Annotated in this window: 12 protein-coding genes; 6 read left to right on the forward strand and 6 right to left on the reverse strand. The window is 64.4% G+C overall.

The genetic code is table 11. From position 1 onward, the window contains the following. Positions 1-29: 29 nt before the first annotated feature. Positions 30-2,177 carry an FUSC family membrane protein gene (locus tag F0P96_RS04925; protein ID WP_151077719.1) on the reverse strand — a complete coding sequence of 716 codons (2,148 nt, stop codon included), beginning with the start codon at positions 2,175-2,177 and terminating at the stop codon, positions 30-32. 174 nt (positions 2,178-2,351) lie between these two features. Between F0P96_RS04925 and F0P96_RS04930 the strand changes: the two genes are divergently transcribed. Both F0P96_RS04930 and F0P96_RS04935 read left to right on the forward strand, forming a co-directional pair. Then, a complete protein-coding gene (locus F0P96_RS04930) occupies positions 2,352-3,236 on the forward strand; it encodes a helix-turn-helix domain-containing protein (protein ID WP_151077720.1) in 885 nt (294 codons plus the stop codon). A 165-nt stretch (positions 3,237-3,401) separates the two neighbouring features. After that, positions 3,402-3,806, forward strand: a complete 405-nt coding sequence (locus F0P96_RS04935; protein ID WP_235917389.1) for a DUF983 domain-containing protein — start codon at positions 3,402-3,404, stop codon at positions 3,804-3,806. Between the two features lie 100 nt (positions 3,807-3,906). Here the strand turns inward: F0P96_RS04935 and F0P96_RS04940 are convergent, their stop codons facing one another. The 5 genes from F0P96_RS04940 to F0P96_RS04960 all read right to left on the reverse strand — a co-directional run bounded on the left by F0P96_RS04940 (position 3,907) and on the right by F0P96_RS04960 (position 8,703). Next, positions 3,907-4,944, reverse strand: coding sequence for a transglutaminase-like domain-containing protein (locus tag F0P96_RS04940; protein WP_235917390.1), 1,038 nt, complete (start codon positions 4,942-4,944; stop codon positions 3,907-3,909). A 57-nt stretch (positions 4,945-5,001) separates the two neighbouring features. Continuing rightward, positions 5,002-5,622 carry a YceI family protein gene (locus tag F0P96_RS04945; RefSeq protein WP_151077721.1) on the reverse strand — a complete coding sequence of 207 codons (621 nt, stop codon included), beginning with the start codon at positions 5,620-5,622 and terminating at the stop codon, positions 5,002-5,004. A 27-nt stretch (positions 5,623-5,649) separates the two neighbouring features. Then, entirely contained in the window at positions 5,650-6,192 is a 543-nt protein-coding gene (locus F0P96_RS04950; RefSeq protein WP_151077722.1) for a hypothetical protein, read from the reverse strand. Between the two features lie 162 nt (positions 6,193-6,354). Next, positions 6,355-7,557, reverse strand: a complete 1,203-nt coding sequence (locus F0P96_RS04955; protein WP_151077723.1) for a helix-turn-helix domain-containing protein — start codon at positions 7,555-7,557, stop codon at positions 6,355-6,357. A gap of 90 nt (positions 7,558-7,647) precedes the next feature. Further along, positions 7,648-8,703, reverse strand: a complete 1,056-nt coding sequence (locus tag F0P96_RS04960) for an NAD(P)H-dependent flavin oxidoreductase (protein ID WP_151077724.1) — start codon at positions 8,701-8,703, stop codon at positions 7,648-7,650. A 230-nt stretch (positions 8,704-8,933) separates the two neighbouring features. On the opposite strand from F0P96_RS04960, the gene F0P96_RS04965 reads away from it, so the two are divergent. From F0P96_RS04965 to F0P96_RS04980, 4 genes are all read left to right on the forward strand, one after another. Then, positions 8,934-9,647 (forward strand): DUF421 domain-containing protein, encoded by a 714-nt coding sequence (locus F0P96_RS04965; RefSeq protein WP_151077725.1) that lies wholly within the window; start codon positions 8,934-8,936, stop codon positions 9,645-9,647. Positions 9,648-9,737: 90 nt separating this feature from the next. Next, on the forward strand, positions 9,738-10,037 hold the full coding sequence (locus tag F0P96_RS04970; protein ID WP_151077726.1) for a hypothetical protein: 300 nt from the start codon (positions 9,738-9,740) through the stop codon (positions 10,035-10,037). 193 nt (positions 10,038-10,230) lie between these two features. Beyond that, positions 10,231-12,138: a phosphoglycerate dehydrogenase gene (gene serA, locus F0P96_RS04975; RefSeq protein WP_151077727.1), complete on the forward strand. Its 1,908-nt coding sequence runs from the start codon at positions 10,231-10,233 to the stop codon at positions 12,136-12,138. A 379-nt stretch (positions 12,139-12,517) separates the two neighbouring features. Beyond that, positions 12,518-13,753, forward strand: coding sequence for a T9SS type A sorting domain-containing protein (locus F0P96_RS04980; RefSeq protein ID WP_151077728.1), 1,236 nt, complete (start codon positions 12,518-12,520; stop codon positions 13,751-13,753). Positions 13,754-13,822: the final 69 nt, after the last annotated feature.

The raw sequence follows: 13,822 nt of genomic DNA on the forward strand, positions 1-13,822 counted from the left end.
CTAAAATTTTTAGCTACTGTAGAGGCTCATCAGGCCAGCACCGCATCGGTTATTTTGCTGATATCGTGGCTGACGGTGCGGATGAAGGCTAGTTGCTCGGTGAGTTGCTGGTCGTCTTCGCCGGCTGCCTCGGTTGATGGGTGGTGCCCCGCCACGGCGGGCACCGCCGGGAGGTTTTCGGACTCTTCGCCGAGCTTGTGCAAACTGGTGGCCAGGGCGGCAATGGCTTGCTGCACGGGCCGGAGCTGCTCGGGCCGGCGGGCCGCGGGCCTCGCCGCCGTAACGGCGGCCGTGAGCGTGGCAATGTTGGAGGCCAGAATGTGGTTGAGCACCACAAACTGGTGCACTTCTTCGCTGTTGCGGCGCTTGCTCTTCGGCTCCGAAATCATGCGCTGAAACGCGGCCGCGAGGTTGGCCGAGCTGACGTACACTTCTTTGCGGGCCAGCTTGTACTCGGTGAGCTGGCGCGGGTGGCCAGCCAGGTTATCGGCCAGCTGCTGGAGGTAGCGCAGGTTGGCCCGCACCACGTCGCGCATAAACGTGTGCAGCTGGTCGGATTCCCAGGTGGGAAACAGCAGGTAGCCGGCCGCAACGGCAATGGCGCACCCAATGGCCGTGTCGAGCAGGCGCTCCTGCAGCAGGCTGCGAAACCCAAGGCCCATGAGACTGAACAGGATGAGGATATAGGGCGTCATCAGAAACACCGACACCACGTAGTTGCTGCGCTGAAAGCTGTAGGCGCCCACCATCAGCAGCACCATGAGGGCAAACTGCGCGTGGGTATTGTGCACCAGCAGCAGAATACCTACGCCCACCAGGCCGCCGCCCAGCGTGCCCAAAATGCGTTGCACGTTGCGCTCCTTGGTGAGGCTGAAGCCAGGCTTGAGCATGAACGCAATGGTCATGACAATCCAGTAGCTGTGGTTGCCGACGACGAAGAGCCGCGCCACCACGAAGCCCAACAAGCACACCAGCCCCATGCGCAGGGAGTGTTTGAACACCGCCGAATGCGGCGAGAGGTTGTCGAGCAGCAGGCGCAGGGAGAGGTCCTGCCGGCTCACAAACCGCGAGTATTCCAGCTGGTCGGTGCTTTGCTGGTAAATGGGCGCCTGCGGGTTGAAGTACGCCAGCACGGCCTGTACTTCCTGGTGCATGTTGCGCAGGTTCACCAGCACTTTTTTCAGCACCAGGGTATTCAGGCCCGGCTCCCGCTCGGGCAGGCCGTCGATGTGGGCTTTCAGCTGATCGAGCTGCGGCACAAGGTCGAAACCGTCGGCGGGGTAGCGGCGGTTGGCGTGCACGGCCAGTCCGATGCTGTCCAGCTCGGAGGCCATTTGCTCGATGAGTCCGGCCACTTCCTGCAGAATGCCGGTGCGCCCAAAGCGGGCATGCAGGGCGGCGTAGTCGTAGTAAGTGGCCGTAATGTGCTCGTAGAGGTCCACGGTTTCGACGAAGGCAAACACCAGGGCGCGGCCGGTGCCGGTGGTTTCTTCCACCAGTTGGCGGCTTTTGAACAGAATCTGCCGCACGGCATCCTGCTTTTCGTTGACGACCACCTGCTGGGCCACCAGGTTGCGGTAGGCCGTGGTGAGGTCGGTGCCGGAGTGGTAAAAGGCGGCTTTCAGGCGCAGAAACTCGGCAATGGCGTGGATGCACTCCCCCAACGCGCGCTGCGCCGGGCGGTAAGGCTGCAGGCGGTTGACAGCTAGGCTGAACCCCAAATACCACAGGCCGCCCCCCGTCACCAAGGCCGCGTATTCGAGCACCTGCCGCGGACTGAGCGGCTGGTCCATCATCAGAATCATGATGAGCATGGCCGCCGAGCCTACGGCCCCGGCGCGGGCGCCGTACACCGTGAACATGGTGAAGATGAAGCTGAACACGAGCACTTCGGCGCCCATGAGCACGTGATTGAGGCGCGCAAAGCCAGTAACGAGGGCCACGACCAGCATGCAGGCCAGGCACACCAGCATGCCCGCCCGCCGGTGCCGCAGCGGGCCGGGCAAATCGGTGACGCTCACGCAGAGGGCGCCGAGGGAGATGGTAATGCCGGCCTGGGTTTGGCCGAGGTAGAGAAACAGCAGCGCCGGCACCAGCACCACCAGCGTGATGCGCACCCCGTCGGCAAAGTTTTGCCCGAAGAGAAAGTACTGCAGGCGGCGGGAATCGAGGTTCATGGCGGAAAAAGGCGGCGCCCACGGAGCGGCGCCGCGAAGGTGCGATACTACGGCGGAATTTCGCCGCGCGGGGTACTTGGTTGGGTTCCCGCTGATACGGACGCCCGGCGGCGCCGTTGGGCCGGGCCGCCGCCGGTGCGTACTTTGCCGGTCTTCTCCCCTTCCCTCTGCCGCATGAAAGCTTCCCGCCTGCCGGTTCTGGCCCTGCCTCAGTTTCCGCAGCCGCTGGCGGCGCAGGGCTGCTACGCCGAACGGCTGGAAAGGCACGTGGCGCGGTATCCGCACGTCAACGAGCCCCACGCCCACGACTTCTACCTGCTGCTCTACCTCACGCAGGGCGGCGGCCAGCATACCGTCGATTTGGTGAGCTACGAGCTGCGGCCGGGCAGCGTGTTTTTTCTGGCGCCCGGGCAGGTTCACCATTGGGTGCTAGCGCCCGACACGGAAGGGTACGTGGTGTTTTTCAGCGCCGATTTCTACCTGTTCCGCTACCCCGGCAGCCGCCTCTACGAGTACCCGTTTTTCGCCGCGCAACACGCGCCTGTGCTCTACCTGCCCCAGCAACACGAGGCCGCCGGCCCGGCCGAAACCGAGCTACTGCCGCTACTGGAACGCCTGCAGGCCGAAACCCACGGGCCGCCGCAGCCCAACTCGGCCGATGTGGCCCGCTCCTACCTCTACTTGTTTCTAGAACTGGCCGCCCGCCGCTACCCCGCTGCCGCGCCCGCCGAGGCCAAGCACGGGGTGCAGCAGGTACGCGAATTCGGCGCTTTGCTCAACCAGCACTACCGCACACTGCGCACCGTGCAGGAGTACGCCAAATTGCTGCACCTCACGCCCAACCACCTGAACGCGGTATGCCGCCGCGTGCTCAACAAAACCGCCAGCGCCCTTATTCACGAGCGGGTGGTAACCGAAGCTCAGCGGCTGCTCACGCACTCGGCTGGGTCGGTGGCGGAAGTGGGCTACGCGCTGGGTTTCGAGGATGCCTCGTACTTCACGCGCTACTTCCGCAAGTACACCGGCCGCACGCCCGAGGCCTTTCGGCAGCAGCCGTGATTTGTCCTGCAGATGCGCGCAAATAGCCTGCTGCGCCGCACGAAGGCACCGTAATTTTGCGGTGGAAATACGCTTCCCGCGGCCACGGCCCAGCCCGACCGTTGCGGAGCCGTTCCGCGTTTCTGCGTATACCCGCCGAGACGCCCACCCTACTGCTTCCCCATTATGTCCCGCATCGATTCTTCTGCCCTGGCCTTGCTTGCCCTGCGCTGCCCGCGCTGCCACGAAGGCCCCTTGTTCAAGCATTCGGCCCTGAGCATCACCAAATTCGACGACATGCCGGAAAACTGCCCGGTGTGCGGCCAGGCCTACGAGCCCGAGCCGGGTTTCTACTGGGGCGCTATGTTCATCAGCTACGGCTTTGCGGTGGCCGTATTCCTCGTTACCAGCGTGCTGCTGTATTTTCTGGCCGGCGACCCGCCCCTGTGGGTGTACATCGTCACCGTGGCGGGCGTGTCGTTGCTCACCACCCCGCTGGTGTTCCGCTACTCCCGCGCCCTGATGCTGTACCTGTTTGGCGGCGTGCATTACGAGCCCAACCGGGCAACGGGCGTGCAAGCCAAGCAATAACGAAGCTGCTGGCTAACGGCTGTTGGCTATGCTTGTTCGACCGGAAAAGCCAATAGCGAACAGCCTGCAGCTACCAGCCGATAAAAGACTTGTTCTCAAGCTATTCCCGCGTGGCGTCGTGGTAGCGAAACTGGTTGGCGAGGCCCGTAAAGGGCTGGCCGTCGACTTCGGCGTAGGGGTAAATAAAGTAGTTGAGTGGGCCGCCTTGCTGGCGCGGGGCCAGCATCAGGTCGCGGCCGCGGGTAAACTCCACGCGGTTTTCGTCGTGGGCCCCGAAGAAGTATTCGCGCTTGTCGGGGTTCTTGGCGGCTTCGGAGGCGTCGATGGGCACCCAGCCGGTGGCGGGCGTGTAGAACTCGGCCCAGCAGTGGTAGCCTTTCACTTCGCCGGCACCGCGCTCGGGCGGCAACGGAAAGCCGATGCTGAACCGCGCCGGAATGCCCAGCGCGCGGCAGTAGCCGATGAATAGGGCGTGGAAATCGGTGCAGTTGCCGCGGCGGGCGTCGCAGGCGTAGTAGATGTCGCCGCGCCCCCAGCCCTGGCCCGACTTGTCGTACTTCACGGTGCTCACCACGTGGTTGTAGATGGCGCGGGCTTGGTCGAGGGGAGCAGTAGCGTGGGCCTGCGCCACCACCTGCCGGGCCCAGTGGCGGATGCTGTCGTCGAGGGGCACGAGGCCGTCGGCGGCCAGCCAGCGCTGCAGGTTGGGGTCGGCAGGGTCGATGCGGGTGGACTGGGCAGCCGGCTGGCGCACGGCGGGGTTCAGGTGCTCGCGCCGGGCTACCTGAAAGCGCATCGTCACGGTAAAGTCAGTGGTCGACGGTTTTTTCACCCGCAGGTGCAGCACCCGGTTGCCGTAGGGCGCGGCCAGTATTTCATAGCGGTACGGCGCGTCCACTACCAGTTCGCCAATGTCCTGCGAAGCGTCGGCATGCGGCACGGGCAGCCATAAATCCAGCTCGCGGGCATTGGCAGGCACGCCGTGCACGGTGGTCTGGTATTCGAAAGCGAAGCGGCGCACGCGGGGTGCGGGCGAATCGGCCGAGGGCAGGGTGCTGGCCAGCATGGGCAGAAGAATCAGCAGCCCGCAAGCTGCCTGGAACAGGCGTGGGAGTGGCAACGAGAAGGAAACAGACACGGCAAAAACATAGCGCGGAAGCAACTTCGCCCGCAAAGATACCCGCCCGCCGAGGCACTAGTTGCCGGGCTTCGCGCCGCTGGGTCCGCGGCGGGCCAGCCGGGCGGCCGGCGACTGGGGCGTGGCCAGCAAGACAAACGCCAGCTGAAAATCGTTGCGAATGGCGTGGTCGCCCAGGTTCTGGAAGAAGCCGGAGGAGTTGTACGTCACCCCGTAAGCCGTGCGGTCGACGGTGGCCGTTCCGCTGATGCGCAGGCCGGCGGGCGTGCGCACTACTTCGACCGGAAACGCCAGCGGCAGGGTAATACCTTTGAGGGTGAGCTGGCCGCGGGCAGTACCGTTAGCTACCTCGCGCACCCTGAAGGTGGCCGTGGGGAAGCGGGCCACGTCGAAGAAATCGGCGCCGCGCAGGTGGGTTTGCAAGTCATCGTTGGTGTGGGCCAGGGTGCGCATGTCGAACTCCACGAAGCCGCCGCGCACAGCGTTGTCGGCTATTTCCAGGCGGGCCTGCCGCAGCTGCAGCGTGCCGGTGGGGGCCCAGGTACCCACTTCGGCGTGGCCCGTCCAGGTGAGTTGGGCTGCGCCGGGCACCACGTGGTAGACCTGCAACGCCGGAGCAAACCCGGCGGCCGAGGTGAGGACAAACAGCATCAGCAGCCGGACGAAAGCGGTTTTCATGGTCTTATCGGGTAAAGAATGGCTGGATTAGCGGGTGGTGGTTGCGGCCGGGGTGTCGAGCACGTCGGCTTCGGTTTCGATGAGGCCCATGCCTTTGTAGAGCTTGCCGTTCCGGTCGCGGGCCAGGATGTACCAGAGCGCGTCGCCGCCGTAGAGTTGCCGGGCGCTGCTGGCGCGGCGGTAGTTCTTGGCGAACGTGTAGGTGACGCCCTGCCGGAGGCGCCCGTCGGGGCAGTTGAAAAGCTCCGCAAACTCGGCCGGGGTTTCCCGCATGTTGGCCTGCCAGCCCTCGGCGCTGTACCAAATGATGCTGCCGCACTCCACAATTTCCAGGTCGGCTACGTCGGCGCGCACCATGGTGCTGTGCTTCCAGACGTAGTGGCCGGGCTGCGCGGGGTCGGGTTCGGGGTGGTTGGGGTTGGGCGTGTGCCAAAGCGTGAGGCCCACGGGCACGCGGCGCAGCTTGTCGGGCAGGGCGCGGGTGTGGTCGGTCCAGGCGGTGGCGGGTTGGGCGCGGAGCGCGGGGGCTGCCAGGGTCAGCAGCAACAGGAAAAGCAGGCGGTGTATCATGGCCGTAACCGGGGTTGAGGTACGGCTCAAAAGTGGCGGGCAGCATGCCTGCAAACGCCCCGAATGCGGATTCGGCACGTCCCAAATCGTGATGTGGCACCAGGTTTTGCCGGTGGTGAAGCCCGGCCGGGGCAGGCGTTGCCAGCCGCGCGCCTTTTCAGCCTACTCTCCTACCCGGTACTCGCTGGGCGACTGACCGGTGAACTGCTTGAAGATGCGGTTGAAGGTGGTCTTGGAATTGAAGCCCGACTCGAAAGCAATGCCGAGCAGCGTCAGGCGAGCCACGTCGGCGGGCGAGGCGAGGCGGCGTTTCACCTCGGCCACGCGGTAGCCGTTGACGAGGTCGTTGAAGGACTTGCCGAACCCCTGGTTGACGGCAAACGAAATCAGGCGCGGGGCCAAGCCGGTGTGAGCCGACACCTCGGCCAAGGTAAGCGTAGGGTTGAGGTACAGCCGTTCGACTTCAAAAGCGTGGCGCAGCCGTTCCAGCACGGCAGCATCTACTTCCGGTGCCGGGGCGCGCTCGGGTCCACCAGAGGTTGGCTCCGTAATTACGCGCTCCGTCTCGGTGGTTGCATTGGTCGGCGCTAGACTTGGTGCAATATTCTCTTCGTCGGCCGTTTCGGGTCCTGCTTCGGGCACGAAGCGCACGGCTTGCATATCGGCCTGGCGCAGGCCCACGATGCCAATGACGAAAACCACGCCGCCGAGCAGTTCCGAGGAATAATCGTAGCGGTAATACAGGTCGAAAAACTCGCGCAGCACCAGCTCCAGCAGCCATTGGGCACTCACCACGGCCAGCGCCAGCAGCAGAACGCGCAGCCAGCGCAGCCGCAGCCGCGAGGTTTCGGAAAAGTTGTCGTTGAGGTAGCGGCCGTAGCGGCGCAGCAGGCGCAGGCTCAGCAGCAGGTATACCATCATCGACACCCAGGTGCCCAAAAACTCTAGGCGGTAGGTAACGGGGCGGTGCACGTGCAGCCAAAACCAGCTGCGCACGGCGTAGGGCTCGAACCGCAGCCACCAGTAGAGGCCGGCTTGCACCAGCACCGGCCCGAAGTGCCACCAGTAACGCCCACGCCACCGAAAATCGTGGTTGACGAGGCTCTGCACGTAGAAATACAGCAGCGGCCCAAAAGCCAGCGAATAGTAAATGGGCGCGAAATACCACTCCGCGTTGCGGCCGTAGATGCCCGACACCCGAAAAAATGCATCGAGCAGCCACAGCGCAATGGCCAGCATCAGCAGGGCCAGAAAGCGGTTGGGCAGCCGGTTGACGGGTGCCGCCCACAGCAGCCCGGCCGCAAACACGGCCTGCGCAATGATGGCAAACAGCAAAACGGCAAGCGGCGTGAAGTCGACGGACATGGCAAAGGCCTGGGCTATGCGGCAGGTGGTAAATGTAGGCAGGCCACCTCGAGCAGGCCTCCGCGTAAGCTGATACATCCGCCTACTTGCTCAGGCGGCAACCAGTTCGGCCACCAGCACCCGCATCAGCTCGGCGGCCGGCAGGGCCCGGGCCAGCGGTGCTCCTTGCCCGGCCCACTGTACGGCAAAATCAGCGTTGCCGCGTTGTCGGGCAGCGGCCACCAAAGCCCGGGCGGCGCTGTAGGCGCGGGCGTAGGGTGCCACGGCGGGGCGGCCGGGCGCGTCCACATCGCGCACAAACCGGTTGACGAAACCCCGCGCCATGCGGCCCGACACCACTTCGGTAAGGGCGGTGGGCACAGGTGGCTTTTGTAGCAGCAAGGCCCGGTGCGCATCGCCGGCCATCGACTCGGGGCAGGCAATGAAGGCCGTACCCAGTTGCGCGGCCACGGCGCCGAGGCGCAGCACGGCGGCAATACCCGCGCCATCCATAATGCCACCGGCAGCTATTACCGGCACGGTTAGTTCGCGCACCAGCAACCGGGTGAGGACCAGTGTACCAAGGCCAGCGTCGCCGTGCTCCGGCTCAAACACGCCCCGGTGCCCGCCCGCCTCCACGCCCTGCGCCACCACGGCATCGATACCCGCCGCCTCGGCGAGCCGGGCTTCGGCCAGGGTGGTAGCGCCGGCCAGCAGCGTGGCGCCGGTGCTTCGCAGGGCGGCCAGCTTGTCGGCGGGTGGCAGGCCGAAATGGAAGCTGATGACCGGCGGCCGTGTGCGCAGCAGCAGCTCCAGCAGCTCGTCGTTGACCACGAAGCTGGGGTACATATCGGTCAGCTCGGCGGGCGGCTCGGCCCCCAACTCAGCGAAAAAAGGACGCAGGTGCTCCAGCCAACGCGCTTCGCGGGGTGGGTCGGGTACGGCGGGGCGGTGGCAGAACAGGTTCACGTTGAACGGCCGGTCGGTGGCGGCGCGCACGGCCGCAATCATCTGCGCCACCTCCGCCACCGACGACGCGCCGGTGGCAACGGAACCCAGTCCGCCCGCTTGGCTGACCGCTGCGGCCAGCGCCGGCGTCGACACGCCCGCCATGGGCGCCTGAATAATGGGGTGCTCCAGTTGGAGCTGCGGCGTGAGTTGGATCATGGCAGTACAGGTCGGGTTGGATGGGCTTGGCGGCAGGCTTGGGCCGGTTATTCTAAGGTACAAGTTGCCCGTGCTTGCTGCACCGGTGCCCGACAAAGCGTGGGCTGGCCGCCCGGCCGTAGCTGTAGTCCTGGCGCAAGCACAACCATACGCCCCGGTCTTTGCGTTAGTCAAACCCTACGGCAACGCCATCCTGGCCGCATCGGGGTGGTTATTGCCATTTTGCCGCCATGCCCTCCGAATCCATTAGCCCGTTCGACTGGCAGCGCCTGCTGTGGTCCGACAACATGCCGCCCGCGTTTTTGGGGGAAGTGGTGTTCCGTTGCGTCGTTACCTACCTGCTCATTTTGGGCACGCTGCGCATCACCGGCCGGCGGCAGGTAAAGCAGTTGTCGTTGTTTGAGTTGAGCATCATCCTGGCCCTGGGCTCGGCTGCCGGCGACGCCATGTTTTACCACGACGTGCCCATGCTGCACGTATTGGCCGTTTTTGTGGTCATCACGGCGCTGTATTGGCTCTTCAATCACCTCACCGAGCGGTTTCCCCGGTTCAGCGACTGGCTGGAAGGGAAACCCGTTTGCCTGGTGCAGGACGGGCAAATTCAGCTGGAGGCGCTGGAGAAGCAGAACCTCACTCACAAGGAGCTGTTTGGGGAGCTGCGCCAACTGCAGGTCGAGCATCTGGGTCAGGTGCGCAAACTGTTTTTCGAGGCTACCGGCGAAATCAGCGTGTTTTTCTACCCCGACGACGAGCCCGTGCGCCCCGGCCTGCCCATCTGGCCCGACCAACTCGATCAGGCTCAGGAGCTGCCCAAAGAGGCGGGCACCTACGCCTGCGACCAGTGCGGCTATACCACCGCGTTGCGCCAGGGCCAGGTACACGCCTGCCCGCGCTGCCGCAACGGCCGCTGGCTGCCCGTGTGCACCGCGCGGCGGGTGTCTTAAGCTCAACACGAACGGCGGTTCTTGCGTTAAAGGCAACTCAAGCCCTGCATTTCTACGCAGCGGGGCCATTGTCACCGAAATTCCTTTGTCATGAAGAAGTTCCTCATCATTGCGGCGGTGCTGGCGACGGGTGCCTACTCTGCCAACGCCCAAACCAGCACCACCACCACCACCAAGCAGACCACCACGACTCCGGCCACGCCCGCTACGCCGGCCGTACCGGCTACGCCAGCCACCCCGGCCCCGGCGTCCACTACCACCATCGAGTCGACTACCACCACGGTAGAGCCGAGCACCACCGTTACCACCGCCCCGGCCACGCGCACCGTGCCCACCGATGCCAAGGTGAAGGATAAGCGCAAAAAAGACAAGATCAAACCCCGCGACTAACCCCGCCAGTTGCTGCGCCGCAGTAGCTCAGCCCGGCCGCAAGCAGTTGCGGCCGGGCTTTTTCATTGAAAATCAGCGCCTCTGAAAATCAGCAGGAAAGCGTTTTCCCAATCGTTTGCAGCCAGCTGATCGGCCGCTGTCGGCAGTTTTCCAGTACTGCCTCTGTCGTTTTCCGCCCGATATTGCCCGCACTATGTCCACTGCTGCTCCGCCCCTGCCCTACCTCGTCATCGACTTCGACAGCACCTTCACGCAAGTGGAAGGCCTCGATGAGCTGGCCGACATTGCCCTGCGCGGCCACCCCGACCGGGCCCGCATCGTCGCCGAAATCAAGGCCCTGACCGACGGCGGCATGGACGGCTCGGTGTCGTTCAGCGAGTCGCTGCGGCGGCGGGTGGCGCTGCTGCCGGCCCGGCGCGAACACCTGACCGAGCTGGTGGCGCACCTGCACACCAAGGTCTCGGAGAGCATCCGGCGCAACGCCAGCTTCTTTCGGCAGCACGCCGACCGCGTGTACATCGTCAGCAGCGGGTTTCGGGAGTTCATCGAGCCGGTGGTGGCCGAGTTTGGCATTCCGGCCCGGCAAGTGCTGGCCAACACCTTCCGGTTTGACGACGCGGGCAACATCATCGGCTTCGACGAAACCAATCCGCTGAGCCGCGACGGCGGCAAAATTGAGCAGTTGCGCGAGTTGGGCCTGGAAGGCGCCGAGGTGTTCGTGCTCGGCGACGGGTACACCGACTACCAGATCCGCGAGGCCGGCCTAGCCGACCGCTTCTACGCCTTCACCGAAAACGTGACCCGCGAGGCCGTCGTCGACCGCGCCGACGAAGTGGCGCCCACCTTCGACGAGTTTCTCTACCAGAACAAGTTGCCGATGACCCTGAGCTACCCCAAAAACCGCATTCGGGTGCTGCTGCTCGAAAACCCCGACGCCCGCGCCGCCGAGCTGTTCAAAGCCGAGGGCTACCAGCTGGAAACCGTGCCCGGCGGCCTCGACGAAGACGAGCTGGTGCAGCGCATCGAGGGCGTGAGCATCCTCGGCATCCGCTCCAAAACCCAAGTGACGGCGCGGGTGCTGGAGGCCGCCAACCGCCTTATTGCCGTGGGCGCGTTCTGCATCGGTACCAACCAAATTGACTTGGTGGGCTGCATGAAAAAGGGCGTGGCGGTGTTCAATGCGCCGTTCAGCAACACCCGCTCGGTGGTGGAGCTGGCCCTGGCCGAAATCATCAGCCTGGCGCGGCGTCTGCCCGAAAAGTCGGAGAAGATGCACCGCGGCGAGTGGGACAAGTCGGCCCGCGGCGCGTTCGAGATTCGCGGCAAGAAGCTGGGCATCGTGGGCTACGGCAACATCGGCAGTCAGCTGTCGGTGGTGGCCGAGGCCGTGGGCATGCAGGTGCTCTACTTCGATATTGCCGAAAAGCTGCAGCTGGGCAACGCCCGCAAGGTGCGCACCCTCGATGAACTGCTGCAGGAAGCCGACATCGTGACCCTGCACGTGGACGGCCGCCCCGACAACCAGAACCTCATTGGGGCGCGCGAACTGGCCCTGATGAAGCCGGGGGCGCTGCTGCTCAACAACAGCCGCGGCCACATCGTGGACGTGCCGGCCCTAGCCGAGGCGCTGCGCTCGGGCCACCTCGGCGGCGCCGCCGTCGACGTGTTTCCCTACGAGCCCAAGAGCAACGACGAGGTGTTTGAAACGGAGCTACGCGGGCTGCCCAACGTGCTGCTCACGCCCCACATCGGCGGCAGCACGGCCGAGGCCCAGCGCAACATTGCCGAGTTTGTGCCCGAGCGCATCATCGGCTACATCAACGCGGGCAACACCCAGCAGAGCGTGAACCTGCCCAACATTCAGCTGCCTGCCCAGCAGCAGGCGCACCGCCTCATTCACATTCACCAGAACGTGCCGGGCGTGCTGGCCCGCATCAACAACGTGCTGGCGGCCCACCAGGTGAACATCCTGGGCCAGTACCTAAAAACCAACGAGCACATCGGCTACGTGATTACCGACGTGAACCGTGAGTACGACCAGGACGTGATTCAGGCCCTGCGCGAGGTTGAGCACACCATCAAGTTTCGGGTGCTGTACTAAGGGGTTCGTGGAAAGTTGAATAGGGCCCTCACGCTACGCTTGCCGAACCGGAGGCCGGCGTAGCCAAGCATCTCTACCGCTTCATAATCGCGGCGAAGGGGCATCGGCAAGCGCAGCTTCCTATTGTAGAAGGTCTTTTCATTTGTAGTGCAGACTACCTAAGCCATTGACACCACTTGCAATGCCTGTGGCTACTTGCCCGATTGGGCGAGCTGTGCCAGGCGGATAACCGCCACACCTCTTCGCTCTAGGCTGATAAGCTGAACGTTGTCAGCGCATTTAATACCTTCGGGAGCGTTTCTATTCCCGGCCCCGAGGCTGCTTGCTGCGAAGCTGTTTTGTTGCCGCGCCAGCAGCGCGTCATTCTCAACTCAGCCGCATGCAAAAACACCTCTACGCATTCTTTCTTTTCCTTTTTCCCGCGCTGGCGCAGGCCCAGGTTACGCCCAACGTCAGTTCGTGGGTTGTCAACACCACGGGCGCTACTGGCTACAATGGGATTCTGAGCAACGTGCAGCGGGTGCAGTATTCCGCGGGCAACGTGTACGTCACCTGCACGGGCATTCCGAGCTACACTATCGGGCCGTGGCCGAACAACCCCAACACGGCCACGAACCAGAACTTCGTGTTCAAAATCACGCGCACGCCCCAGCCAAACCCGGGCACGCCCACTGCTACCCCGCTGGGCCATACCGGGCTCTGGAGCAACGGCGTGAGCATTTTCAACGCCAAGGACGCCATGAGCTACAACAACCAAGGCGTATGGAACCAGAATGCCATTGTGGTGGAAGGGCCGAGTTTCGACAGCTGCCTGGGCCATCCGGCTGGCAACGGCGAGTACCACCACCACCTCAACCCGCGCTGCCTCTACAACGACCACGACAGCTCGCGCCACTCGCCCATCATCGGCTTCGCTTTCGACGGCTACCCCATTTACGGAGCCTACGGCTACGCCAACGCCAGCACACCGGGCGCCCTCAAAAGCATGCGCAGCTCGTACCGGGCGCGCAGCATTACCCAGCGCACCACCCTGCCCGACGGCACCGCGCTGCCCGCCAACCAATACGGCCCCGCCATTTCCACCGTCCGGCCGTTGGGTTACTACATCGAGGACTTCGAGTACGTGGCCGGCCGCGGCGACCTGGACAGCCACAACGGCCGCTGGTGCGTGACGCCGGAATACCCCGGCGGTACCTATGCTTACTTCGTCACCCTCAACCGGCTCTACGAAGGCGCGTATCCCTACACGCCCGGTCCCACGTACTACGGCCTCGTGCCGGCGGGTGCCACCGGACCCACGTCGGGCCACGCTACCGTTACCGAACCCGTGACGACCTACGTGGTGACGGCCGCATTTGAGGCTGCCGGCCAGCAGCTGCGCGTGTACCCCAACCCGGCCAGCACCACGCTCACCATTGCCCTCGAAGGCGGCTTGACCAATACCCTGCGTGCCTCTTTGTTCAACGCCCTCGGCCAGTCAGTTGGCACCGCCGCCGATGTTCATCCCTCCGTTCCGCACCAATTCGACTTGTCGCGTTTGGCGGCGGGCGTATATTTTCTGCGGGTAGCAGGCCCGGGCACTTCCATCACCGAAAAGATTATTGTGACACGCTAGACGGCCCCGGCTTTGGGCCCAAGGCCAGCGCAAAACGACAGCCTATGGACCAAACGCAACGGGCGGCTC

Source organism: Hymenobacter busanensis, from assembly GCF_008727865.1.
GTDB lineage: Bacteria > Bacteroidota > Bacteroidia > Cytophagales > Hymenobacteraceae > Solirubrum > Solirubrum busanense.

Excerpts from the sequence above, each read along its gene's own strand:
- serA (WP_151077727.1), top strand. The coding sequence starts at position 10,231 with ATGTCCACTGCTGCTCCGCCCCTGCCCTACCTCGTCATCGACTTCGAC.
- F0P96_RS04930 (WP_151077720.1), top strand. The coding sequence starts at position 2,352 with ATGAAAGCTTCCCGCCTGCCGGTTCTGGCCCTGCCTCAGTTTCCGCAG.
- F0P96_RS04945 (WP_151077721.1), bottom strand. The coding sequence starts at position 5,622 with ATGAAAACCGCTTTCGTCCGGCTGCTGATGCTGTTTGTCCTCACCTCG.
- F0P96_RS04950 (WP_151077722.1), bottom strand. The coding sequence starts at position 6,192 with ATGATACACCGCCTGCTTTTCCTGTTGCTGCTGACCCTGGCAGCCCCC.
- F0P96_RS04960 (WP_151077724.1), bottom strand. The coding sequence starts at position 8,703 with ATGATCCAACTCACGCCGCAGCTCCAACTGGAGCACCCCATTATTCAG.
- F0P96_RS04980 (WP_151077728.1), top strand. The coding sequence starts at position 12,518 with ATGCAAAAACACCTCTACGCATTCTTTCTTTTCCTTTTTCCCGCGCTG.
- F0P96_RS04965 (WP_151077725.1), top strand. The coding sequence starts at position 8,934 with ATGCCCTCCGAATCCATTAGCCCGTTCGACTGGCAGCGCCTGCTGTGG.
- F0P96_RS04925 (WP_151077719.1), bottom strand. The coding sequence starts at position 2,177 with ATGAACCTCGATTCCCGCCGCCTGCAGTACTTTCTCTTCGGGCAAAAC.
- F0P96_RS04935 (WP_235917389.1), top strand. The coding sequence starts at position 3,402 with ATGTCCCGCATCGATTCTTCTGCCCTGGCCTTGCTTGCCCTGCGCTGC.
- F0P96_RS04970 (WP_151077726.1), top strand. The coding sequence starts at position 9,738 with ATGAAGAAGTTCCTCATCATTGCGGCGGTGCTGGCGACGGGTGCCTAC.
- F0P96_RS04955 (WP_151077723.1), bottom strand. The coding sequence starts at position 7,557 with ATGTCCGTCGACTTCACGCCGCTTGCCGTTTTGCTGTTTGCCATCATT.